The organism is Streptomyces sp. NPDC001002 (genome assembly GCF_053599215.1).
Genome location: NZ_JBSFLV010000017.1, coordinates 1 through 22,270, shown reverse-complemented (window position 1 = coordinate 22,270; position 22,270 = coordinate 1). Strand labels below are relative to the sequence as shown.

Annotated in this window: 20 protein-coding genes; 14 read left to right on the top strand and 6 right to left on the bottom strand. The window is 69.5% G+C overall.

Translation table 11 applies throughout. The features are described 5' to 3' along the window. Window position 1: 1 nt before the first annotated feature. Both grpE and dnaK read right to left on the bottom strand, forming a co-directional pair. Window positions 2-586: a nucleotide exchange factor GrpE gene (grpE, locus tag ACWDR3_RS10880; protein ID WP_450352145.1), complete on the bottom strand. Its 585-nt coding sequence runs from the start codon at window positions 584-586 to the stop codon at window positions 2-4. 10 nt (window positions 587-596) lie between these two features. Then, window positions 597-2,507, bottom strand: coding sequence for a molecular chaperone DnaK (dnaK, locus tag ACWDR3_RS10875; RefSeq protein ID WP_450352144.1), 1,911 nt, complete (start codon window positions 2,505-2,507; stop codon window positions 597-599). 387 nt (window positions 2,508-2,894) lie between these two features. Here dnaK and ACWDR3_RS10870 point away from each other — a divergent pair, with 387 nt between their 5' ends. After that, window positions 2,895-4,655 carry a PucR family transcriptional regulator gene (locus ACWDR3_RS10870; protein ID WP_450352143.1) on the top strand — a complete coding sequence of 587 codons (1,761 nt, stop codon included), beginning with the start codon at window positions 2,895-2,897 and terminating at the stop codon, window positions 4,653-4,655. A gap of 187 nt (window positions 4,656-4,842) precedes the next feature. Here ACWDR3_RS10870 and ACWDR3_RS10865 read toward each other — a convergent pair whose 3' ends face one another. Beyond that, a complete protein-coding gene (locus tag ACWDR3_RS10865; protein WP_450352142.1) occupies window positions 4,843-5,748 on the bottom strand; it encodes a LysR family transcriptional regulator in 906 nt (301 codons plus the stop codon). A 137-nt stretch (window positions 5,749-5,885) separates the two neighbouring features. On the opposite strand from ACWDR3_RS10865, the gene ACWDR3_RS10860 reads away from it, so the two are divergent. Then, entirely contained in the window at window positions 5,886-6,704 is an 819-nt protein-coding gene (locus tag ACWDR3_RS10860) for an inositol monophosphatase family protein (RefSeq protein WP_450352141.1), read from the top strand. A gap of 42 nt (window positions 6,705-6,746) precedes the next feature. Then, window positions 6,747-7,343, top strand: coding sequence for an NADPH-dependent F420 reductase (locus tag ACWDR3_RS10855; RefSeq protein WP_450352140.1), 597 nt, complete (start codon window positions 6,747-6,749; stop codon window positions 7,341-7,343). Window positions 7,344-7,471: 128 nt separating this feature from the next. Here the strand turns inward: ACWDR3_RS10855 and ACWDR3_RS10850 are convergent, their stop codons facing one another. Continuing rightward, window positions 7,472-8,371 carry an alpha/beta fold hydrolase gene (locus ACWDR3_RS10850; RefSeq protein WP_450352139.1) on the bottom strand — a complete coding sequence of 300 codons (900 nt, stop codon included), beginning with the start codon at window positions 8,369-8,371 and terminating at the stop codon, window positions 7,472-7,474. Window positions 8,372-8,428: 57 nt separating this feature from the next. Between ACWDR3_RS10850 and ACWDR3_RS10845 the strand changes: the two genes are divergently transcribed. Beyond that, window positions 8,429-9,037, top strand: a complete 609-nt coding sequence (locus ACWDR3_RS10845) for a TetR/AcrR family transcriptional regulator (RefSeq protein WP_450352138.1) — start codon at window positions 8,429-8,431, stop codon at window positions 9,035-9,037. A gap of 492 nt (window positions 9,038-9,529) precedes the next feature. Continuing rightward, window positions 9,530-10,324, top strand: a complete 795-nt coding sequence (locus tag ACWDR3_RS10840; protein WP_450352137.1) for a S1 family peptidase — start codon at window positions 9,530-9,532, stop codon at window positions 10,322-10,324. Window positions 10,325-10,457: 133 nt separating this feature from the next. On the opposite strand, the gene ACWDR3_RS10835 is transcribed toward ACWDR3_RS10840, so the two are convergent. Next, window positions 10,458-10,964, bottom strand: a complete 507-nt coding sequence (locus tag ACWDR3_RS10835; RefSeq protein WP_450352136.1) for a MarR family winged helix-turn-helix transcriptional regulator — start codon at window positions 10,962-10,964, stop codon at window positions 10,458-10,460. Window positions 10,965-11,079: 115 nt separating this feature from the next. Between ACWDR3_RS10835 and ACWDR3_RS10830 the strand changes: the two genes are divergently transcribed. Next, a complete protein-coding gene (locus ACWDR3_RS10830) occupies window positions 11,080-12,213 on the top strand; it encodes an ABC transporter substrate-binding protein (RefSeq protein WP_450352135.1) in 1,134 nt (377 codons plus the stop codon). A 291-nt stretch (window positions 12,214-12,504) separates the two neighbouring features. Beyond that, window positions 12,505-13,749 (top strand): MFS transporter, encoded by a 1,245-nt coding sequence (locus tag ACWDR3_RS10825; RefSeq protein ID WP_450352134.1) that lies wholly within the window; start codon window positions 12,505-12,507, stop codon window positions 13,747-13,749. A gap of 138 nt (window positions 13,750-13,887) precedes the next feature. Here the strand turns inward: ACWDR3_RS10825 and ACWDR3_RS10820 are convergent, their stop codons facing one another. Further along, the gene (locus tag ACWDR3_RS10820) at window positions 13,888-14,799 is read right to left on the bottom strand and encodes a LysR family transcriptional regulator (protein WP_450352133.1); all 912 of its coding nucleotides are present in this window, start codon (window positions 14,797-14,799) and stop codon (window positions 13,888-13,890) included. 132 nt (window positions 14,800-14,931) lie between these two features. On the opposite strand from ACWDR3_RS10820, the gene ACWDR3_RS10815 reads away from it, so the two are divergent. The 7 genes from ACWDR3_RS10815 to ACWDR3_RS10785 all read left to right on the top strand — a co-directional run bounded on the left by ACWDR3_RS10815 (window position 14,932) and on the right by ACWDR3_RS10785 (window position 21,987). After that, window positions 14,932-15,915 carry a fumarylacetoacetate hydrolase family protein gene (locus ACWDR3_RS10815; RefSeq protein WP_450352132.1) on the top strand — a complete coding sequence of 328 codons (984 nt, stop codon included), beginning with the start codon at window positions 14,932-14,934 and terminating at the stop codon, window positions 15,913-15,915. Then, complete coding sequence (locus tag ACWDR3_RS10810) at window positions 15,912-16,874, top strand: cyclase family protein (RefSeq protein ID WP_450352131.1); 963 nt, start codon at window positions 15,912-15,914, stop codon at window positions 16,872-16,874. Before ACWDR3_RS10815 ends, ACWDR3_RS10810 begins: the two co-directional genes overlap by 4 nt. A 178-nt stretch (window positions 16,875-17,052) precedes the next feature. Next, a complete protein-coding gene (locus tag ACWDR3_RS10805) occupies window positions 17,053-18,216 on the top strand; it encodes an FAD-dependent oxidoreductase (RefSeq protein ID WP_450352130.1) in 1,164 nt (387 codons plus the stop codon). After that, window positions 18,213-19,223, top strand: a complete 1,011-nt coding sequence (locus ACWDR3_RS10800) for an amidohydrolase family protein (RefSeq protein ID WP_450352129.1) — start codon at window positions 18,213-18,215, stop codon at window positions 19,221-19,223. The genes ACWDR3_RS10805 and ACWDR3_RS10800 overlap by 4 nt, the downstream gene beginning before the upstream one ends. Window positions 19,224-19,235: 12 nt before the next feature. Continuing rightward, complete coding sequence (locus tag ACWDR3_RS10795; RefSeq protein WP_450352128.1) at window positions 19,236-20,174, top strand: VOC family protein; 939 nt, start codon at window positions 19,236-19,238, stop codon at window positions 20,172-20,174. A gap of 107 nt (window positions 20,175-20,281) precedes the next feature. After that, window positions 20,282-21,253, top strand: coding sequence for a fumarylacetoacetate hydrolase family protein (locus ACWDR3_RS10790; RefSeq protein WP_450352127.1), 972 nt, complete (start codon window positions 20,282-20,284; stop codon window positions 21,251-21,253). After that, the gene (locus ACWDR3_RS10785) at window positions 21,250-21,987 is read left to right on the top strand and encodes an SDR family NAD(P)-dependent oxidoreductase (protein ID WP_450352126.1); all 738 of its coding nucleotides are present in this window, start codon (window positions 21,250-21,252) and stop codon (window positions 21,985-21,987) included. Before ACWDR3_RS10790 ends, ACWDR3_RS10785 begins: the two co-directional genes overlap by 4 nt. The last annotated feature ends 283 nt before the right edge of the window (window positions 21,988-22,270 follow it).

Sequence of the window (22,270 nt, the reverse complement as noted above, 5' to 3'; positions counted from 1 at the left end):
CTCACTCCCGCTTGGCGACGGTGACGGCGGCGGGCCGCAGCTGCCGCTCGGCCTCGCCGTAGCCGGGTCGCAGCACCTGGACCACGGTGTTCGGCTCCGCGTCGGGATCCTGGACCACGCCGACCACCTCGTGCAGGGCCGGGTCGAACGGCGCGCCGATCTCCGCGTGGCGCGGGTAGCCCAGCCGCTCCAGGACGTTCACGGCCTGGTCACGCACAGCGCGGACGCCTTCGACGATCGCACCGGGGTCGGCGGCCGCGTGGCTCAGGGCGAGTTCCAGGTTGTCGATGACGGGCAGGAAGGCCGCAGCCGTACGGGCGCGTTCGGCCGCGCCCTCCCGCGCCAGCTCCCTGACATGGCGTTTGCGCAGGTTGTCGAGGTCGGCCAGGGCGCGGCGCCAGCGGTCCTCGGCCTCTCGCAACGCGACGGCGTGTGTGTCGTCAGGTGCGGCGGCACCGGTTGCTGCGTCGGGCCCCGGTTCGGCCTCCTCGGTCGGCGGTCCGGGCTGCTCAAGGTCCCCGCGCGGCGGCTGTACGGCGCCTTCCGGCGGCGAGTGGGGCTCTGAGCCCCGGGGTGGGATGGGCATGGCCGGCACCTCAGCCCTTGTCGAACTCGGCGTCGATCACGTCGTCGTCCCCGCCGCCCGGCGCGGCACCGCCGGCACCGGATCCGTCCGGTGAGCCGGCGCCCGCCGGACCGCCCGCGGCGGCTCCCGCCTGGTGGGCCGCGAGCCCCGCGAAGACCTGCTGCAGTTCGGATGTCAGCGGCCGGACCTTGTCCGCCCCGGCCTCGTCCTTGACCGCCTCACGGGCCTCGGTCACCAGCATCTCGGCGCGGGCCTTCTCATGTGCGGGCGCGGCGTCGCCGAGCTCACCGAGGCGCTTCTCGACCTGGTAGGCGATGGCGTCCAGTTCGTTGCGGGCGTCGACCGCCTCGCGCAGGGCCTGGTCCTGGTCGCGGTTGCTGTCGGCCTCCCGGACCATCCGTTCGACCTCGCCACGGTCGAGGTTGGAGCTCTCGCTGATGGTGATGCTCTGCTCCTTGCCGGTGTCCTTGTCGCGCGCGGTGACGTTGAGGATGCCGTTGGCGTCGACGTCGAAGGTGACCTCGACCTGCGCCTCGCCGCGCGGCGCTGGGCGGATGTCGGTGAGCTGGAAGCGGCCCAGAACCCGGTTGTCGGCGGCCCTCTCCCGCTCCCCCTGCAGGACGACGACATCGACGGCGGGCTGGTTGTCCTCGGCGGTGGAGAAAGTCTCGGTGCGGCGCACCGGGATGGTGGTGTTCCGCTCGATGATCTTCGTCATCACGCCACCGCGGGTCTCCACGCCCAGCGACAACGGGGTGACGTCGAGCAGCAGGACGTCCTTGACCTCGCCCTTGAGGACCCCGGCCTGGATCGCGGCGCCCATCGCCACGACCTCGTCGGGGTTGACGCTCATGTTGGGGTCCTTGCCGCCGGTCAGCCTCCGCACCAGGGCCTGGACCGCGGGAATGCGGGTGGAGCCGCCGACGAGGATGACCTCGTCGATGTCGTTGTCGCTGACCTTGGCGTCGTCCATGGCCTGCCGCACCGGGCCCAGGCAGCGCTCCACCAGGTCGCCGGTGATCTGCTCGAACGTGGACCGCATGATCGTCGTGGTCAGATGCTTGGGCCCGGAGGCGTCGGCGGTGATGAACGGCAGGCTGACCTGCGTCTGGGTCACTGAGCTGAGCTCCGTCTTGGCCTTCTCGGAGGCCTCGAACAGACGTTGCAGCGCCTGCGGGTCCTTGCGCAGGTCGATGCCGTTCTCCTTCTGGAAGCCGTCGGCGAGCTGGTCGACCAGCCGGCGGTCGAAGTCGTCGCCGCCCAGATGGGTGTCTCCCGCCGTGGATCGCACCTCCACCACGCCGTCGCCGACGTCGAGGACGCTGACGTCGAAGGTGCCGCCGCCCAGGTCGAAGACGAGCACGGTCTCGTGCTGCTTCTTGTCCATGCCGTAGGCGAGAGCGGCCGCGGTCGGCTCGTTGATGATCCGCAGCACTTCCAGACCGGCGATCCGTCCGGCGTCCTTGGTGGCGGTGCGCTGGGCGTCGTTGAAGTAGGCGGGCACCGTGATGACCGCCTCCGTGACCCGCTCGCCCAGTTGCTTGGAGGCGTCGTCGGCGAGCTTGCGCAGCACCTGCGCGCTGATCTCCTCGGGCGCGTAGAGCTTGTCGCGCACCTTGAAGCGGGCGGCGCCGCCGTCTCCCTCGACCACGTCGTACGTGACGGCCTTGGCCTCTTCGGAGATCTCGTCGAAGTGTCGGCCGATGAACCGCTTGGCCGAGTAGATGGTGCCCTTGGGGTTGAGGATCGCCTGGCGGCGGGCCAGCTGGCCCACCAGGCGCTCGCCGGTGTCGGTGAAGGCCACCACGGACGGCGTCGTACGGTTGCCCTCGCTGTTGGGTACGACCGTCGACTCGCCGCCCTCCCAGACGGCGATCACCGAGTTCGTGGTACCCAGGTCGATGCCTACTGCCTTGGCCATGAGGAACTCCTTCCGGGACGGGCGCCCCCCTTCGCCCTCGGAGTCGCGCCTGATCTTCCGCACTGGCTCAGGTGACCGCGGGACCGCTCCGCGGGCGGCTGCTCTCGAAAGCCGCGCCGCGTGTGCTGGTACCGGTCCCGCCGTTCGACGCGGCTTTCACCGGTGCGCCCGACGATCCCTGACAAGCCCACAGTGGCAAGTGGGCAGCGCGCTCCGCCTGACCCCGGCAGGCCGGAAAATGACGCAGCCGGTCGGTCCACGAGAACAAGGCCCAAATTCGGACAAGTTCGATGTCCGCGCCTAGGCTGGGTACTCGGGGTTCGCCCAGACACGGATCCCACGATTCGCTCGATCGCCTCCGATGTCCGGAGGAGAACGGAGTGATCAATGGACCGCCACCCGACACGGAGGCTGTCCTCCCACGTCTCCGCCATGGAAGTGACCCACCACCCGAGCAACACCGCGGGCACCGAACGGCACGACCCCCGTCCGCTCGCGGCGCTGGACCCACACGGGCTGCTGGTGCTGTCCCACACCCTGTTCACCTGCGCGGAGCAGAGTGAGATCCTGCGGTTGGCCATGCGGCATGTCAGCGCCCTCGGCCCCTACCGCGCCGAGGCCGGATACCTCGCGACGGGCGACGGTCTGTCCCGCGTCCCCGGCCCCGATGGCGGAGCGACAACGGTCGCTGACGCACGGATGAAGGAGCTGGGCGCGGCCGACGGCTCCGTATCCCTTCCAGAGTCGTCCTGGACCTGGGCGTTCGGCCTGCGCGGGGCCGGCCGCCTGCTCGGCTACATCGTGGTCTCCTCCGCGTCCGAGCCCGATGAGCAGGGACACTTCCTCCTCTCGACCCTCGTGGGGCTCACATCGGCGGCTCTGTCGATGGCGGCCACGCGCCCCGCGCACCATGACAACGCCGGCGAACCGAGTCGACTCCGCACCGAACGGGACACCGCGCTGCGGCAGTTGGACACGATGCGCTCCGAGCTGCATCTGCAGGAGACCGTGCACGAGACGCTCGCCCGTGTCGCCGCCCGGGGTGGCGGCGAGGACGCCATCACCCAAGCGCTGTACGAGCTCACCGGGCTGTCGGCACTCATCGAGGACCGCTTCGGCAACCTGAGGTCCTGGGCCGGTCCCGACCGGCCCGACCCCTATCCGGTACGGTCCTCGACCCACCAGGACGAGATGCTGCGGCAGATCGCGCACGAGGCGGGCCCGGTCAAGGTCAAGGACCGGCTGATCGCCCTGGCCCGGCCGCGCGGCGAACTCCTCGGCGTACTCGCCGTCGAGGACCCCGAGGCGACGGCCGACGAGCACACCGTGTTCGCCTTGGATCACGCCCAGCAGTTGCTCGCCCAGGAGCTCATGCATACGCGCGAACTCACCGAGGTCGGAGTGCGGCTGCGCCGCCAGCTGATCGACGACTTGTTGGAGGGCACGGACGAGACGAGTGCCTACGCCCGGGCCGAAGCCGTCGGCCACGACCTGCGACGTACCCATTACGTGGTCGTGGTGCTGTGGCCGGGCGACGCCCCGGACGACTCCTTCGCCCGTGCCGTCGAGCAGAACGCGGCCGCCACGGCGACCCGTCCGCTGATCACCCGTCGCGGTGACCGGGTGGTCCTGCTGACCGAAGCAAGGCCGAACGACGATGCCGTGCACGCGGCCCTGGCCCATGAGCTGGGGACGCCCGACGGAGCGATCGGGGTGAGCACCCCCTGCGACTCCCCGGACGCCGTCCCCCGCTGCTATCAGGAAGCACTGCGGGCCCTGGAGGTGCGGCAGAACTCCCGCCAGCGCAGCGGAACCACCTTCTTCGACGAACTCGGGCTGTACCGGATCCTGGGGCCCGGCAACTCACTCCGGGAGCTCGAAGGCTTCGTGCGGGAGTGGCTCGGCCGGCTGATCGACTACGACGCGGGGCACGACGCGGAGTTGGTGGAGACGCTCTCGCGCTACTTCGACTGCGGAGGCAACTACGACGACGCGGCCGCCGCGCTGACGGTCCACCGCAGCACCCTGCGCTACCGGCTGCAGCGCATCCGTGAGATCACCGACCGCGACCTGACGGATGTGGACACCCGGCTCAATCTGCAGGTGGCGACACGCGTCTGGAAAATCATCCTGGGCGGGCGGCACTGACCGCGGATACCCGCGGGACCGGCGCAGACTATCGGCCCAGCACTGGAACAGGTCGTTGTGGCCTCCCCGGACGCATCAAACCGGTCAGAGTCGACCGGTTGGCAACCGGGCGCCGGATGACCGCGAGCAACCGGGCCGGCTGCGAGGGCCTCTCGTGCCGGCGGGCCAGGCCTGTCATGTTCGCCGGCTACGACGCTCCGCTCATGGTCAGCGCTGTCCGTGCCAGCCCGCGCAGCCAGGTGTGCGCGTGGTCCGTGTCGTAGCGCTGATGCCACGACAGGTATATCGGGGCCGACGGAAGTTCGAGCGGCAGGGGGAGCAGAACCAGGCCGCGGTCCGCCGCCGCGGAACGTGTGGTGGCTTCGGGGGCGGTGATCAGGAGATCCGAGCGGCGTGCGAATTCCAGCGCGGCCGCCTCCGTCGGAGCGGTCGCCACCACGCGACGGGTGAGGGTGAGTCGCGCGAGGGCGTCGTCTAGGGCGTTGCTGAGGCTTCCGCGTCGCGAGATGTTGATGTGCTCGGCCGCGGCGTACCGCTCGGCGGTGACGGCCTTGACTCGGGTGAGGGGGTGCCCCTGCCTCACGGCGATGACGAGCCGGGTCTCGCCCACGTTCTCGGCGCGGATGTCCGGTGCGGTCGGGCGGTTGGCGTTCGCCTCCAAGTCGACCTCGCCGCGACGCAGTTCGGGGGTGTCGGTACTCGATTCCGCGATGAAGCGCAGTCGCACGCCGGGTGCCTGTCCGCGCACGGCCGCGAGCAGTGCCGGGCCGCTGAGGGCGACGAGGGAATCGTGCCAGCGGAGTGTGAAGGTGCGCTCCAGCGTCGTGAGGTCGAGTTCGCGGCTCGGCGCCAGCACGCCCTGGACCTGCTGGAGCAGCTCGTGCACCTGCTCCCGGACGGCGATCGCGTACGGCGTCGGAGTCATCGTGCGTCCTGTGCGTACCAGGATCTGATCCCCCGTCGTGCGCCGGATCCGGCCCAGGCTCCGACTCATCGCGGGGGCGGTGACGTGCAGGCGCGCGGCTGCCCCGGCCACGCTGCCCTCTTCCAGCAGCGCGTCGAGCGCGGCGAGGAGGTTCAAATCCAATTGCATGGGAGTAATCCTAGGCGTGCCTGACATGCAGTTGAAGTTAATGACGGGGGTGCATACCTTCGAGGCGAGAGCGCGAGACGGAACGCGCAACTCGGCCCGACCGACCTCATCACCCCTGCTCACACGGGAGTTTCACCATGTCCGAAACGCTTCAGACCACTGACGTCGCCACCTCCGACGCCGACCTGCTCGCGCACACGGTCATTGCCGTACGTGCGGCGGGTTCGGTGCTGCAGGAGCGTTTCGGTGACGTGGTCCGCTACCAGACCCGTGAAGAGCTGATGCGCGCGCTCGCCGCCAACGACGACGCTGCCCTCGATGTCCTGCGTCCCCGTCTCTCCCAACTGCGCCCGCAGGCCCGCTGGGTGGAGGACGAGCTTGCGGGCGGGGCCCTGCCAGCTGGCGAATGGTGGGTCGTGGACCCGGCCGAAGGCAACGTCAACCACCTGCACGCGCTGCCCGACTGGGCCGTAACCGCCACCCTCGTACGCGACAACCAGCCGGTGCTCACCGCGGTCCACCTGCCCCTGACCGGCGAGACCTACACCGCGCTCGCCGGCGCCGGCGCCCACCTCGACGACCGGCCCCTGCACGTCTCCGACACCGCCCACCTCGGCCTGAGCATCGTGGCCACCAGCCAGGCCAGGCCCGACGAGGACGAGCAGGTCGTGCGGCGCGTCGGCTCCTCGATCACCGGCATGCTCCTCGACGCACTGGTGGTACGCACCTCGGTGCCCGCCACCCTGCACCTGCTGAACGTGGCCGCCGGCCGGATCGAGGCCTTCTGGCAGTTCGCCGGAGCCCGCGCGGACCTGCTTCCCGGAGCACTGCTCGTCACCGAGGCGGGCGGACGGATCTCCGACGCCGAGGGTCGCCCGTGGACGCCGGCGAGCGAGAGCTTCCTGGCCGCCGCACCCGGCGTACACGCTGAGGCCGTCGCCACGCTCTCGCGCTGACCGCACACCACGACCTGCAAACACGCGAAGGACCAGATCATCATGAGCAAGATCGCAGTTCTCGGGAACGGCCGTGTTGGCGGCAGCCTGGCCACAGCTCTCACCCGAGCCGGGCACGAGGTGACCGTGGCGGACCGCTCGCCCGGCTCTGCCTCCGACGCCGCCCGGACCGCGCGGATCGTCATCAACGCCACGCCGGGAGAGAGCTCCCTGGAGCGGCTCACCGCGCTGAGCGAGGAACTGCGGGACAAGATCCTCGTAGACGTCTCCAACGCCACCGTCGACGGACCGGACGGACTCCCCGCCGACCTGCTCTACCCCGGCTCGAGCCTCGCCGAGCAACTCCAGGAGTCGCTCCCCGAAACGCGTGTCGTCAAGACTCTCAACACCATGCTCTTCTCAGTGATGACCGCGCCCGCCACACTCACCCAGGCACCCAGCGCCTTCCTCTCCGGCGAGGACCCGCAGGCCAAGCAGATCGTCCGCGAACTGCTCATCGATCTGGGCTGGCGCAATGAGTGGATCACCGACCTCGGCGGGATCCAGACCGCTCGCGCCACCGAGGCCGCGATCCTGTTCGTCCCGCACGTGATCCGGTCCAGCGGATTCGCGCCCTTCGCCCTCTCCATCGCCCGCTGACGGAGAGCGGAACATGTCCCCCGCAGAGCACGACAACCAGTGACGGGAAGCAGGCCACCACGACAGTCGTCGGCCATCACGGACAGACCACACTGAGCACAGACGTCGGCGTGGGCCTCGCCGCGGAGCTACCGGTTGGCCGCGAGGAAGTCCTCCAGAATCTCGACGAACCGCGCCGGCTGCTCCTCGGCCGGGTAGTGGCCGCAGTCGTCAAGGACGACCCCCGTGACGTCGTCGGACGCCAGCCGCATCGTCTGGGCCGCACTCTCGCCGCTCCACAGCGCACCGCCGACGGCGAGCACCGGCAGCGTCAGCCGGGTCTTGCCGCGCTGCTCGTTCTGCGCGATCGTCTCGTCCAGCGCCCGGTAGTACGCGAAGCTCGCCCGCAGCGCGCGCGGATCCGCGGTGATGGCGTCGACGTAGACGTCGACGGCGTACGAGGGGATCGAGGTCGGGGTGGCGGCCTTGGTGGCGAACTGCCAGCCGAAGAAGAGCTGTTCGCGTCCCCGGACCAGTTCCTCGTTGAGGTCGGTGAGCCGGTTGAAGCCGAACTGCCAGAGCCTCAGGTTGGCCGCGGCGGGGCCGAAGAACGGCGGGGACGGCGTGAGACCGGGGATCGCCGCTTCGACGATGGCGAGACGGCCCACCCGCTCGGGGTGATCGGCGGCGAGGGCGTATGAAGTCCACGTGCCGATGTCGTGGCCGACGACGTCGAACCGGTCGTGGCCGAGCTCGGTCATCAACGCGACCAGATCGTTGGCCAGCGTGCCGGCGTCGTACCCGTCGTCGGGCTTGTCGGAGAGCCCGGCTCCGCGCGAGTCGACGGCGACGACGGTGTGCCGGCGGGCGAGCGCGGGCATCACCTCCCGCCAGGCGTACCAGGTCTGGGGCCAGCCACCGATCAGGAGCAGCGGCGGGCCGTCCCCGCCGGTGACCGCGTGCAGCCGCAGTCCGTTCACTTCCACGAGCCGACTGGTGAAGACGTCGAGGAATCCTTCAGGCAGTCGCAGCGAACTCAAGTTGGTCATGCCGGCGACCATACCCATCCTTGAACGATCGTTACAAGATGTGTAGAGTGACGGACCATGGCAGGCCGCAAGCAGTTCGACGTGGACGAGGCGCTACGACGTGCGATGCACGTCTTCTGGCGCTGGGGGTATTCGGAGGCGTCGATCGATCGCCTGACCGAGGGCACGGGCCTGGGCCGGGGCTCGCTCTACGGCACCTTCGGCGACAAGAGCGCCCTCTTCCGAAAAAGCCTCGAACGGTACGCGCAGACCTACCAACCGCAGTACGAGCAAGCGCTGTCCGGCCCCCACCCGAGCCCGAGCGCCGTGGTGGCCGCCTACTTGCAGGTCGCTCTGAATCGCATCGCCGACCCGACGGTCCCGGACGGCTGCCTGCTCACGATGTCGGCAACGCAGCTCCCGGCGCTCGACGCGGAGGGGCAGGCGATGGTCCGCGCCACGATCGACGGATTGCGGGGGAGGCTGGAGCAGGCGTTCCTGGCGGCGGGGGCCGGTGAACAGGAGGCGGCAGAGCTGGCGTTGTGCACGCTGGCGACGAACAAATCCCTGGCGGTACTGAGCCGCGCCGGCTTCTCGGGTGACGATCTGGCGACCGTCGCGGCAGCCGCCGCCAAGAATGCCGAGGCTCTGCCGAATCGACCGGCCGAACCGTCGGGGCCTCGATAAACGGGAACAACTCCGTTGCCCACGGATCTGCAGAGACCTTGGGACAGCCGACGGCTCGGCTGGAAGTGACTCGGCACAGCCCTCATGGGGACCTGGCGACCCGGGACGGTTCCCATTCTCGCCCGGCTGCTCGTGTGACATCACCACGGGCGCCGGACAGTTGTCCCGTCACGGAACGCCCGCAGCGGTGAACCGGGCTTTTCAGCTGTGGCTGAAGGAAGTTTCCGCTTTTGCGGATCAATGGCAGCGTGTGAGGCGTCCGCCGAGTTCATTGGGTATCCACGGAGGTCCGCATCAACGGAAGCCGGGTTCCGGGGGACGACTACGAACTCCGGGTTCACTACTGGTGACTTCGGCCGAGCGGTTCGGTCACCGCGTAAGCCGCACCGGCGCTCCCAGCAACCGACCGATGCCCGCGACATGCCTTCACCACCGACCAAAGGATGCGACGGCCGACCGGCCGCGCACCACGCAGTTCAGGGGGAAACCGTCATGACGATCCGTTCCGCCGTCAGATCCTCGCGCGCCGCGATGCGTTCCGCGGCCGTCGTCACCGCCACGCTCACCGCGGCCGCACTCTGGGCCGCCGCCACACCCGCCTCCGCGGTGAAAGGCGGCGGTCCGGCCACGACCGACGCCCGACCGTACGCCATGAAGATCGAACTCGACGGCGGCCCGTTCTGCGGCGGCACGCTCGTCACGCCCACCAAGGTGCTCACCGCCGGCCACTGTGTGGAGAGCGCCGGGGACGTCTCCGCGCTGCGGGTCATCGGTGGCCGCACCAAGGTGGACAGCACCGGCGGCACCGTGCGGAAGGTGACGTCCTACCGGCTGGACTCGCGCTACGGCGCGCCCGGTTACGCCTACGACGCCGCCGTCCTCACCCTGGACCGGCCGATGCCCTACCGCACGATCCCGGTGGCGGGCCCCAAGGATGCCAAGCTGGTCGCCGACGGCCGCAAGGCCACCGTGCTCGGCTGGGGGCGTACCGGACCCGGCGAGTCCGCGACCCGGCTCAAGCAGGCCACGTTGCTCCTCTCCCCCGTCGCGGACTGCCAGCCCTATACGGACCCCGACACGGACCCCGCGACCATGCTGTGCGGCATGCCGAGGCCGGGAACCACCGACAGCATCTGCCCGGGCGACTCCGGCGGACCGCTCGTCAGCGGTGGCAAGGTGGTCGGCATCGTGTCGTCCGGCAACAAGTACTGCGACGAACAGTTCCCGGTGTCGGTCTTCGTCCGCGTCGACTCGGTCGCCGCCGACCTGGGTCTCCACACGTCCTGACCTCGGCCGGGTGTCATGGTTTCGCGGTCCTTGACCCCGGGGACGCTCGTGAACCACAGGTGTGAACCAGCCCTGATCGAGAGCACCTTGATCCGACTGGAGGTCGACCGGCAGCCCGCTTGGCCAACCGTTCCTACCGCCGACGCCAGGGCAGCGTCTCTTCCTCGTCCTGAGCCGCGTCCACGTGTTGAAGTGCGGCGTTGATCGCTTCGCCGATCTCCGCGAACTGGCGGACCTGATCAGGCGTCAACGCGTCGAAGATCGCGTGCCGTACCGCCTCGACATGCCCCGGGGCCACCCGCTCCAGAAGCCGACGTCCTCCGTCAGTGAGCACGGCGAGCTGATTGCGCCGGTTCGCGGGGTCGTCGCGGCGGTCCACGTAGCCGGCCTGCTGAAGGCGGGTCACGGCGTGCGTGAGCCGACTACGGGTGATCTTCAGGCGCTCGGCCAGCTCCGACATGGTCAGAGCCTGGTCGGGGAGCGAAGAGAGGTGCGCAAGAAGGGTGTAGTCGGCGTGCGTCAGCCCCGCGTCGCGTCGCAGCTGGCGGTTCAAGTGATCGGACAGATGAGTGGAGAACTCGACGTACGCGAGCCAGGCTCGCCGCTCCTCGGCATCCAGCCAGCGTGGACCAGTGGACATGATCACACCCTATCGACCCTTGTTTGAAATCTCAAACTGCACGGCGTAGCGTGCCCCGCATCGCAACGTTTGAAATGTCAAACGATTGCCTGCACAGGAAAGGCACCACAACGCCATGCAGCAGAGGAACAAGCTGATCGGCGCGGCCATCGCCACCGCGCTCGCCCTGACCGCCCTCACCACGACCGCCATGGCCGACACCACCACGCACCGGCACACCAGCGCGAGCGAACAGGACCAGCTCCAGGCGCTCTACAAGACGGCCAAGGCCGAGGGCGGCAAGGTCACCGTCTACATCGGCGGCGACGCCCCCGGCCAGTGGGACAGCCTGGCCGCCGCGTTCCACCAGCAGTTCCCGGACGTCCAACTGCACCTGATCACCGACCTGAGCAAGTACCACGACGCGCGCATCGACAACCAGCTCGCCACCGGCCACCTCGTCGCCGACGCCGCGATCCTCCAGACCACCCAGGACTTCGACCGCTGGAAGAAGCAGGGCGACCTGCTCAAGTACAAGCCGGTCGGCTGGGACAAGGTCTTCACCAACGCCAAGGACAAGGACGGCTACTACACCGGCGTCTTCTACGGCGCCTTCTCCTACCTCGTCAACGCCAAGCAACTCCCCACGAAGCCGGGCGACTTCAAGGCCACGGACCTGCTCAAGCCCGCCTACAAGAACAAACTGATCCTGACCTACCCCAACGACGACGACGCCGTGCTGTTCGGCTACAAGCAGATCGTCGACGAGTACGGATGGAACTACCTGGCCAAGCTCGTCCAGCAGAACCCCAAGCTCATCCGCGGGGTCCCTGGCTCCGCCGCCGGGGTGGCGAGCGGCGACTACCTCGCCTCCATCGCCGTCGGCGGCGACGCCCGCCCCAACGGCGCCCAGGTCTTCTCGAACTCCGAGCGCTTCAACTCCTGGGCCCAGCGTGGAGCCATCTTCAAGAAGGCACCTCACAAGGCCGGCGCCAAGCTCTTCCTGAGCTGGCTCGATTCCCAGGTCGTCCAGAAGAACGCCATCGCCACCTGGACCTGGTCCGTCCGCAAGGATGTCGCCCCGCCCGCCGGCCTCAAGGCTCTGGCCTCGTACAAGAACACCGACCCCGACGCCTTCGCGAAGTTCATGAGCGACCGTGCCGCCGTCGAGCGCTTCCGCTCCCAGGTCGAGCTCTACTTCGGTCAGGTCAAGGGCGTCGACCCCGGCGACCCCACAGGCACCCTCGGCCGTACGCCCGGAGCCTTCTGACCCTCACTCACGCCAACCCCGGGCGGTTCCACCACGGCGAAGGCGGTGGAACCGCTCTGCGGCATGCCCTCGTTGCGCCCAGGGTGTACGGGCAGCTCATCCATGGTGTGGATAGGCGGGATAGAGGATTCGGATCCCGCGAAGGATGGCGACCGGACCCCTGACGACCCATAGTCGTCCCTACCCGCACGCCGCTGTCCGGACCAGCCGCCGGTGTGCGGCGTCCCCCAGCGTGCCGTGCGTCCTCGCCGTCAGGCACGCCTGCTCCCGTACACCGTCCCTGGAGTCGCCATGCCCGGTTCCGTTCCGTCACCGTCTCCCGCCGCGGTCGACGATGCCGCTTCATCGTCCGTTCCCGTCTCGGGGCCGGCTCATCTGCTGCGCGTGACCTTGTTGATGGCAGGGAGTTGTCTGCCGATCCTGGGCGCGGTGCTCATCGCCCCGGTGCTGCCGAAGATGCAGGACCACTTCGAGTCGGTCCCCGGCGCCAAAGCCCTGGTGCCCCTCGCGCTGACCGTGCCGGCGTTGGCACTGGCTCTCCTGGCCCCGTTCGCCGGTGTGATCGTGGACCGGCTGGGCCGCAAGCGGCTGTTGATCGTGGCGACCTTCCTCTACGCCGTGTTCGGTACCGCGCCGCTCTGGCTGGACTCGCTGGGGGCGATCATCGCCAGCCGCGCCCTCGTCGGCGTCACCGAGGCCGCGATCATGACGTGTTGCACGACACTGATCGGCGACTACTACTCGGGGCGCCGGCGGGTGAAGTATCTCGCCCTGCAGACCATGTGCGCCTCCGCGTCGGCCACCGTCTTCTTCGTGCTCGGCGGCGCCGCCGGGTCGGCGGGCTGGCGCGTGCCCTTCTGGGTCTACGCCGTGAGCCTGGTGCTCGCGCCGCTGATGGCCACCGTCCTCACCAACCCGGCACCCCGCACGACCGCGGAGGACACCCCGGCCGGGGTCGCACTCCAACGCGTCTTCCCCTGGCGGCAGTTGGCGGGCATCTGCGCCCTCACCTTCTTCGGGGCGATGGTCTTCTACACCGTCCCGGTCGAGATGTCGTACCTGCTCGACGACCTGGGGGTGGAGAACTCCGGCGTGATCGGCCTGGCCACCGCGATCGCGAGTGCCGCCACCGTCGGGGGTGCGGTCGCCTTCGCCCGTCTCAAGCGCTCCCCCGACCCGATGCTGCCCGCCGTTCTCGCGGTCTGCGCCGTCGGCTTCGGGATGATGTTCCTGGCGGGAAACGCCCCACTGCTGGTCGTCGGAGCCGTCGTCAACTGCGTGGGCACCGGCATGTTGCTGCCCGCCCTCCTCACCAGCGCCATGTCCCGACTGGCGTTCGAGGACCGCGGACGCGGCACGGGACTGTGGTTGGCGGCCTTCTTCGGCGGCGAGTTCGTCTGCCCGCTCGTGCTGCTCGCCGGCGAGTCGGCGGTCGGCAGCCTCGCCGGGGCGGTGGGCGTGCTCGGGCTGGTCGCCGCAGCCGTCGCGATGGGTCTGTGGGCACCCCATAGGCGTACGGCAGGACAACCCACGTAGGGGCGCGGGGAACTGCGCGACCAGCCACGAAACAGTCGCACCCGCCGATGCACAGTCCGTGGCAGCTGCGACCGCTGCGTGTCGGTGGCTGGTCGCGCCCACGCGGCGGAGCCGCACATTGATACAGCCCCACGCCCCTTAGGGGGCTTCCGTGAGCGTTGCGCCTACCTCCGCGGCCTTCCGCCTCAGCCAGATATGCGCCGCATCCTGCGCATGCACCGGATGCCACCACATCGCCTCCTGCACCGGCACCGCCTCGAACGGGCAGGGCAGGACCCGTACCGCGGCCGAGCGGACCGCCCTGCGCGCCAGACGCTCCTGGATCATCGCGACCCTGCGGGTGCCCTCGACCATGTGGGGCAGCAGTTGGAAGGTCTGCACCGAGACCTCCACCCGGGGGCTGATGCCGATCATGCTGAGCTGGCGAGCGGCCGGGGCGTCGTAGGGGCGCTGGTAGACGGCCCAGGGCAGGCGGGCCAGCTGGTCGAGGGTGAGTTCGTGGCCGACATCGGGGTTGTCGTCAGCGACCATGCACAGCCAGCGGTCCTGGTGGAGGTCGACGGCGGGGAAGCCGTCGATGATGCCGTGCGGCAGCAGCAGCCCGTCGACGGTGCTCAGCATCGTGGCGGTGTTCTCCACCGCCGCCGGCGTCGAGTGCTGGAACGCGAGCCGGATGCCGGGCGCCTCCCGGTGCAGGGCACGGGCGAGCGCGGACCCGAACACGGCGGCGCCATAGTCGGAGGCGAGCAGGGTGAACTCGCGGCTCTCCGCGGCGGGATCGAAGTCGGCCTGACTGGCGAAGACCCGTTCCAGCAGGTCGCACGCGGTCGCGCTGCGATCCCGCAGGGCAACCCCGAGTGGTGTCAGTTCGTAGCTGTTGCCGGTGCGGGCGAGCAGTTCGTCGTCGAAATGGCGGCGCAGTCGGGACAGCGCGGCGCTCATCGCGGGCTGGCTGAGCCCGACGCGCTCGCCGGCCCGGGTGACGTTGCGCTCCTCCAGCAGCGCACGCAGCGCGAGGACCAGGTTGAGGTCGAGTCGGGACAGGTTCACCAGGCACCACCAATGCGAGACCTATTCGAGCAGGAACCATCCACGCCATGGATTCACTGCATCCACAGGATCTATTTCCGTGATTAGTCGATCGAGGCCACAGTAGACCGCAACCCAGCAGGAGGAAATCTGATGGCAACGCTCGCGCAACCTGCCGGCCCGTTCGCGCTCGGCACGTTCTCCGCTCAGGACGGTGATCCGTTTCCCGGCCTTCTGGCTGAGGGCCGTGTACTCGACCTGAGCAGCACCCTGAACTGGGCACCGGCCGACCTGCGCGCCGTCGTGGAGCGATGGGAGGAGACCCTCCCCGTCCTGCGCTCCCTCGCGGACGACGACACCCTCGGCTGGCGCCCCCTGGAGGACCTGCGGGTGCACGCCCCGATCGAGCCCCGCCAGATCTTCCAGTCCGGCGCCAACTATCGGCAGCACGTGATCGACCTGGAGGTCGCCCACCGCTCCCCCGACGACCCGCGCACGGTCGAGGAGGCGCGCGCGGAGATCGCCGCGGTCATGGACCGCCGGGCCGCCGAGGACCTGCCGTACGTGTTCATCGGCCTGCCGAGCGCGATCACGGGCCCGTACGACGATGTCGTCCTGCCCTCCTGGGCCCAACAGCCGGACTGGGAACTGGAGTTGGCGGCCGTCATCGCCAAGCCCGCGCACCGGGTGTCGGTCGAGGAAGCCCTCGCGTACGTCGCCGGGTACACGATCGCCAACGACCTCACCGACCGCGCCACCGTCTTCCGCCGTGACATGAAGGCCATCGGCACCGACTGGCTGCGCAGCAAGAACGCCCCCGGCTTCACCCCGCTCGGCCCGTGGCTCGTCCCTGCCGAGTCGGTCGCGGACCCCGGCGACCTGCGCGTCACCCTCAAGCTGAACGGCGAGACCATGCAGGACGAGTCCACCAAGGACATGCTCTTCGGCGTGGCACGGCTGGTGTCGTACGCCTCCCAGAGCGCTCAACTCCTTCCCGGCGACCTGGTGTTGACCGGCAGCCCGGCCGGCAATGGCATCCACTGGGGACGCCTGTTGCGCGACGGTGACGTCATGGAGGGGTCCATCACCGGCCTGGGCGCGCAGCGCACCCGTTGTGTGGCGGAGGTGCTGGCATGAACCTGGACCGGCGCGACCCGGAGGGCGCGATCGCCGAGGCCGCCAAGGCGTACTCGAACTGGGGTCGTTGGGGCGAGGACGACGTGCTGGGCACCCTCAACTTCCTCGACGAGGCCAAGCGCCGCGAGGCGGCCGCACTGATCCGCCGGGGCGTCAGCTTCTCGCTCTCGCAGGCCTTCGACATGGACGGCCCGCAGAAGGGCTGGCGCCGGCGCACCAACCCGGTGCACACCATGCTGGACACCGGGACCGACGCCGCCCTCGGCAACCAGGGCTTCCCCCACGGTATAGGTGGCGCCGACGACGTGATCGCGATGCCGTTGCAGTGCTCCACGCAGTGGGACGGGCTCGGGCACATCTTCGACCACGGCAAGGCGTGGAACGGCCGGGCGGCCGAAAAGGTGGTCACCTCCGACGGCGACCTCGTCACCGGCATCGAGCACATGGCTCCGCACGTCGCCGGTCGAGGGGTCCTGCTGGACGTGGGTCAAGTCATCGGAACCGACGGCGAGTTGGCCGACGGCTTCGCGATCACCGAGGAACACCTGACCGCGACCGCGGAAGCCCACGGCGTGCGTGTCGGCCGCGGTGACATCGTGCTCGTCCGCACCGGGCGGCTCACCCGCGCCCGACGGGAAGGCTGGGGCGAGTACGCGGGCGGACCCGCCCCCGGGCTGTCGTTCACCACCGCCGACTGGCTGCACTCCACCGAGATCGCCGCCATCGCCACCGACACCTGGGGCTTCGAAGTGCGGCCCAACGAGTTCGACAACGCCTTCCAGCCGCTGCACCAGGTCGCCATCCCCAACATCGGCCTGCTCATCGGCGAGATGTGGGATCTCGACGCTCTCGCCGACGACTGCGCCGACGACGGTGTCCACGAGTTCTGGCTGACCGCCGCTCCTCTCCCCATCACCGGAGCGGTCGGCTCCCCCGTGAACCCGATCGCCGTCAAGTAGCCCCTTCCGCATCGCCGTCAGGTAACCCCAGCAGTCTCCGGATGTGCCCTTCCCCGGACAGCAAACGGCGTATCCGGCCCGCATCCCCGTCCCCACCCCTGGCCCGCACTCCCCGGCGGGCAAGCCGCACCCCTGCCGCCCGAAGCCGCGCGGCCCGACCCGGGAGGTATCCCCCGACATGGCTGACAGCCCAACCCTTCCCCGACCCCCGGCCCGGGAGACACCCACCGTCCTGGTCATCGGCGGGGGCGCGTCAGGAAACGCCATCACGATCCTGCTGCGCCGCGCCGGCATGGACGTGGACCTGATCGAGGCCCGACCCGACTGGAACGCCACCACCGGCTCGGGCATCACCCTCCAGGGCAACGCCCTGCGGGTCCTGCGCGAACTGGGCGTGTGGGAACAGGTGGAAGTGTCCGGTTACGCCTTCGGCTCGCTGGGGGTGACCGCTCCCGACGGCACCGTCCTGTTCGTCGCCGAGGACATCCAGACCGGCGGGAAGGACCTGCCCGCCACCCTCGGCATGCAGCGCCCTCAGCTGCAGCAGATTCTCATCGACGCGGTCCTCGCCTCCGGCGCCGGCATTCGACTGGGCACCACCGCCGAGATCCTGGACCAGGACGCCGACGGCGTCTTCGTACGCCTCAGCGACGGCACGACCGGCCGCTACGACCTCGTGATCGCCGCCGACGGTCTGGGCTCGGCCACCCGCGCCGCGATCGATATCACCGACAAACCCGAGCCGACCGGCATGGCCATCTGGCGCATCGCCGCCCCACGGCCCACGAGCGTCACAAGGACCGACCTCGCCTACGGCGGCCCCGCCTACATCGCCGGCTACTGCCCCACCAGTGACAACACCATCTACGCCTACCTCGTCGAGGCGTGCCGTGATCGCGCCGCCGTCGATCCGACGGCCTACGCCGACGAGATGCGCCGCCTGGCACAGGGCTACGGCGGTGCCTGGCCCGAGATCACCGCGCACATCACCGACCCGGACAAGGTCAACTACACCTGGTTCGACCGCCTGTTGGTCGAGGGCTCCTGGCACCGCGGCCGGGTCGTGCTGATCGGCGACGCCGCCCACTGCTGCCCGCCGACCATGGCCCAGGGTGCGGCCATGTCCCTGGAGGACGCCCTCGTCCTCGCCGAGCTGCTCAGCAGTGGAAAGGACTGGGGCGACAAGCTGTTCCAGGCGTACTACGACCGTCGCATTCCTCGGGTGCGCACGGTCGTCGAGGCATCCGTGCAGATCGGCCAGTGGCAGCTGGACGGCGTGCGCGATGCCGACATGCCCGGGCTGATCGGCCGCACCATGACCCTCCTCAAGGAGCTCCCGTGACCGCCATCGCGTCCTTCGCTCCGACGATCGACGTCCACGCCCACCTCCTGCTTCCCGAGGTCGAGGAGACCGTCGCCGGTCGTCCCGGCCTCGCCGAGGCCCGCGCCCTCGACGCCCGCCGCAACGGCCCGGCCGCCCTGGCCGTGAACGGCCCGATGGTCGGCGCACGCGTGCCGAAGCTGACGGAAGCCGCCGTACGTCTAGCGGCCATGGACGCGCAGGGTGTGGACATCCAGCTGGTCAGCCCGTCCCCGTCGCACTACCACTACTGGGCCGAGCCCCAACTGGCCTCAACGGTCTGCCGGTTGGCCAACGAGGGCACCGCGGCGCACTGCGCGAAGGCTCCCGATCGGCTGCACGGCCTGGGCCTCGTCCCGCTCCAACACCCCGGCCTCACCGCCGAGTTGCTCGACCATGCGCTGGAGCAGGGACTGAGGGGTGTGGAGATCTCCTCGCACGCGCCCGGCCGCGAACTGTCGGACCCCGCGTACGAACCCTTCTGGTCCCGGGCCGAGGAAACGGGAGCCCTCCTCTTCCTGCACCCCTTCGGCTGCACGCTCGACGAGCGCCTCAACCAGTGGTATTTGTCCAACACCGTCGGCCAGCCCACCGAGAACGCCGTCGCCCTCTCCCACCTGATCTTCTCCGGTGTCCTGGACCGCCACCCGGGCCTGAAACTGATCGCGGCACACGGCGGCGGCTACCTCCCCACCCACATCGGCCGCTCCGACCACGCCTGGCGGACCCGCCCCGACACCCACGGCTGCGCCCGAGAGCCAAGCAGCTATCTGCGGCAGCTCTACTACGACTCGCTCGTCCACGGCCCGCACGTACTACGGGAGTTGGTGCGCGTCGCCGGTGCCGACCGGGTCCTGCTCGGCTCCGACTTTCCCTTCGACATGGGCACGGACGACCCGCTGGCCGCACTGCGCGCGGCGGATCTGACCGACCACGACTTCCACTCCGTGCGCGGCACGAACGCCGCCGCCCTGCTCAACCTCGTCTGAGGAGGAACCCCCATGAGCAACCGTCTGCTCACGCACCTCCGGCACGTCGACCTCGCCGTGCCGGATTACGACAAGCAGCTCGACTTCTACTCCGGCGTCTGGGGCCTGACGCAGGTCGCGGAGGACTCCGGCATCTCTTTCCTCGCCGCCGAGGGCAGCCCGGAACAGTACGTCGTACGGCTGCGCAGGGCCGACGAGAAGCGCCTCGACCTGGTCTCCTACGGCGCCGCCTCAGCTGCCGACGTGGACACGCTCGCCGAGCAACTCCAGGCCGGTGGTGTCCAGTTGATCTCCCAGCCGGGGAAGGTGGACACTCCCGGCGGCGGTTACGGCTTCCGCTTCTTCGACGTCGACGGCCGCACCATCGAGGTCTCGGCCGACGTGGCGGTCCGACAGCACCGCAGGATCGAGGAGAAGGAGTCGATCCCGGTCAAGCTGTCGCACGTGGTCCTCAACTCGCCTGACCTGGACAGGACTCGCGCCTGGTACGAGCAGCATCTGGGCTTCCGCCTCTCCGACACGCTCGGCCATCCGCACGTCGGTGACGTGATGCACTTCATGCGGATCAGCAACCAGCACCACTCCATGGCCATCGCCAAGGGCCCGCACACGTCCTTGCACCACGTCTCCTTCGAAATGCGCGGCATAGACGAGTACATGCGTGGCTCCGGTCGTGTGATGCGGGCCGGCTTCCGGAAGGTCTGGGGCCCGGGCCGGCACACGGCGGGCGACAACACCTTCACCTATTTCCTCGACCCGCACGGCAACACCGTCGAGTACACGACGGAGCTGGAGGAGCTGGACGAGGACACCTGGCACCCCCACGTCTACGACTCCTCTCAGCCCGAGGTCACCGACCAGTGGGGCACCGCCAACCCCATGAACGAACTGGTCACCAAGGAGTCCTTCAACGACGTCGACCGCGGTGTGTTCGTCGCCCCGCCGGTCTGACCGGTCGGGCCCCCGCCCGTCGGGGGCGCGGCAGCCTTGTCATGCCCTGACTCCCCGCCGCGCCCCCGGCCTCGTTCCGCCCGCCTCCCTGCCGACAGGACCCGCCCATGCGTTTCGCCACGTACGAGTACCGCAACCGACGCCAGGTGGCCGTCGTCGATGAGGACGGCACGCTCTACCCCCTGCCCGGCGTCAGCTCACTGACCGGCCTGCTCGCAGCAGGAGGGGGTCTGCCCCCGCTGCTCGACGCGGGCTCCGTGATGCTCGACATCCCGGCCGGGCCGCACGTCTCCGACGTACGCCTGCTGCCGCCGCTCCAGCCGCCCAGCGTGCGGGACTTCGTCACCTTCGAGGAGCACGTCGAGGGCGTACGGCGGTCCGTGGACGGCGCCGCCGGTGTGCCCGAGCGGTGGTACGCGGCCCCCACGTTCTATTTCGCCAACCCTTACGCGGTGTACGGCCCGCACGACGACATCCCCGTGCCCCCTGGATCGAGCGTGCTCGACTTCGAGCTCGAAGTCGCCGCGGTGATCGGCAAGGAGGGCCGCGACCTCACCCCCGAGCAGGCCCGTGACCACATCATCGGCTACACCGTCTTCAACGACTGGTCCGCCCGCGACCTGCAATCCGCCGAGATGAAGGTCGGCCTCGGCCCCTGCAAGGGAAAGGACACCGCCACCACACTCGGGCCGTACGTGGTCACCGCGGACGAGTTGGAGAGGTACCGCGACGCGGACGGCTTCCTCCGGCTGGCGCTGACAGCGGAGATCAACGGTGAGGTGGTCGGCAAGGACCTTCTCTCCAACATGAGTTGGACCTTCGAGGAGATGGTGGCCTACGCCTCGCGGGGTACCGTCGTCCGACCAGGTGACATCCTCGGCTCCGGAACGTGCGGCAACGGCGGGTGTCTCGCCGAACTGTGGGGACTGCGAGGCGAGCAGGACCCGGCGCCGCTCAAACCCGGCGACACGGTGACGCTCACCGTGGAGGGCATCGGATCCGTCTCCAACACCGTGGTGAGGGGCGTCGATCCCGTGCCGGTTGCCACCGCTCGGCGTCGCAGCCGGGAGCGGCCGTGACCAAGCGTCTTCTGGGCAAGGTGGTCATAGTGACGGGCGCGGCCGACGGTCAGGGGGCCGCGGAAGCCGAGGCACTGACCCGCGCGGGCGCCCGGGTGATCTCCACCGACGTGACCGAGGCGCCTGGCTGCCGCCGTCTCGACGTCAGCAGCAACGAGGAGTGGGCCGAACTCGCCTCCGGGCTGAGGGAGTCGTACGGCCAAGTGCACGGACTGGTCAACAACGCGGGCGTCACCTGGCGGGCCCGGATCGACGACGTACGTCCCGCGGACATGGCTCGAGTCCACGCGGTCAACGTCACGGGACCCCTTCTGGGCATCCAGTACCTGACACCGTTGATGCGCCCGGGCGCGTCGATCGTGAACGTCGGTTCGTCGGCGGCGCTAACCGCCCATTACCCCGTCGCGTACACGACCAGCAAATGGGCGCTGCGCGGCCTGTCGAGAACCGCCGCCATGGAACTGGGACCGCGCGGCATCCGCGTCAACACCATCCACCCCGGATTCATCGAGACCACGATGACCGCCTCCGCGGCCCCCGCGTTCCGCGAGGCGAATCTCCGCGAAACACCGCTCGGCCGCACCGGGACCGTCGACGACGTCACCCCCCTCGTGGTGTTCCTGCTGTCCGACGACGCGTCCTTCATCACCGGAGCGGAGATCCCGGTCGACGGCGGCCTCACCTCGCACGGCGGCGCCAAGTCCATCTCGGACGCCTTGCGAACGAACGTCTGAACCAGCAACAACGCACGCGAGTTCTGGCAGATGCAAAGAACGAACTGGAAGATCACGGCTGCGACGCGCGGTCGCCGCGGTCAGCACTTCGTCCACCTGACCGACGAAGGATCCACCCGGGGCAGAACAGCTGGTCCCGCCATCCCCACGTCCCTCTACCACCTGTCCGATACCACCTGATCGTACGATCCAGGTGTCCGGAGACCCCGGACGGGGATACACGGCTCGCGGTGTTGGAGATGCTGGGGCAACGGTGAGCACTCGGCCGAGCATGGTTGGATCC

Bases quoted from the DNA above. Each gene is read 5' to 3' on its own strand.
- grpE (WP_450352145.1), bottom strand. From the start codon at position 586: ATGCCCATCCCACCCCGGGGCTCAGAGCCCCACTCGCCGCCGGAAGGC.
- dnaK (WP_450352144.1), bottom strand. From the start codon at position 2,507: ATGGCCAAGGCAGTAGGCATCGACCTGGGTACCACGAACTCGGTGATC.
- ACWDR3_RS10870 (WP_450352143.1), top strand. From the start codon at position 2,895: ATGGACCGCCACCCGACACGGAGGCTGTCCTCCCACGTCTCCGCCATG.
- ACWDR3_RS10865 (WP_450352142.1), bottom strand. From the start codon at position 5,748: ATGCAATTGGATTTGAACCTCCTCGCCGCGCTCGACGCGCTGCTGGAA.
- ACWDR3_RS10860 (WP_450352141.1), top strand. From the start codon at position 5,886: ATGTCCGAAACGCTTCAGACCACTGACGTCGCCACCTCCGACGCCGAC.
- ACWDR3_RS10855 (WP_450352140.1), top strand. From the start codon at position 6,747: ATGAGCAAGATCGCAGTTCTCGGGAACGGCCGTGTTGGCGGCAGCCTG.
- ACWDR3_RS10850 (WP_450352139.1), bottom strand. From the start codon at position 8,371: ATGACCAACTTGAGTTCGCTGCGACTGCCTGAAGGATTCCTCGACGTC.
- ACWDR3_RS10845 (WP_450352138.1), top strand. From the start codon at position 8,429: ATGGCAGGCCGCAAGCAGTTCGACGTGGACGAGGCGCTACGACGTGCG.
- ACWDR3_RS10840 (WP_450352137.1), top strand. From the start codon at position 9,530: ATGACGATCCGTTCCGCCGTCAGATCCTCGCGCGCCGCGATGCGTTCC.
- ACWDR3_RS10835 (WP_450352136.1), bottom strand. From the start codon at position 10,964: ATGTCCACTGGTCCACGCTGGCTGGATGCCGAGGAGCGGCGAGCCTGG.
- ACWDR3_RS10830 (WP_450352135.1), top strand. From the start codon at position 11,080: ATGCAGCAGAGGAACAAGCTGATCGGCGCGGCCATCGCCACCGCGCTC.
- ACWDR3_RS10825 (WP_450352134.1), top strand. From the start codon at position 12,505: ATGCCCGGTTCCGTTCCGTCACCGTCTCCCGCCGCGGTCGACGATGCC.
- ACWDR3_RS10815 (WP_450352132.1), top strand. From the start codon at position 14,932: ATGGCAACGCTCGCGCAACCTGCCGGCCCGTTCGCGCTCGGCACGTTC.
- ACWDR3_RS10810 (WP_450352131.1), top strand. From the start codon at position 15,912: ATGAACCTGGACCGGCGCGACCCGGAGGGCGCGATCGCCGAGGCCGCC.
- ACWDR3_RS10805 (WP_450352130.1), top strand. From the start codon at position 17,053: ATGGCTGACAGCCCAACCCTTCCCCGACCCCCGGCCCGGGAGACACCC.
- ACWDR3_RS10795 (WP_450352128.1), top strand. From the start codon at position 19,236: ATGAGCAACCGTCTGCTCACGCACCTCCGGCACGTCGACCTCGCCGTG.
- ACWDR3_RS10790 (WP_450352127.1), top strand. From the start codon at position 20,282: ATGCGTTTCGCCACGTACGAGTACCGCAACCGACGCCAGGTGGCCGTC.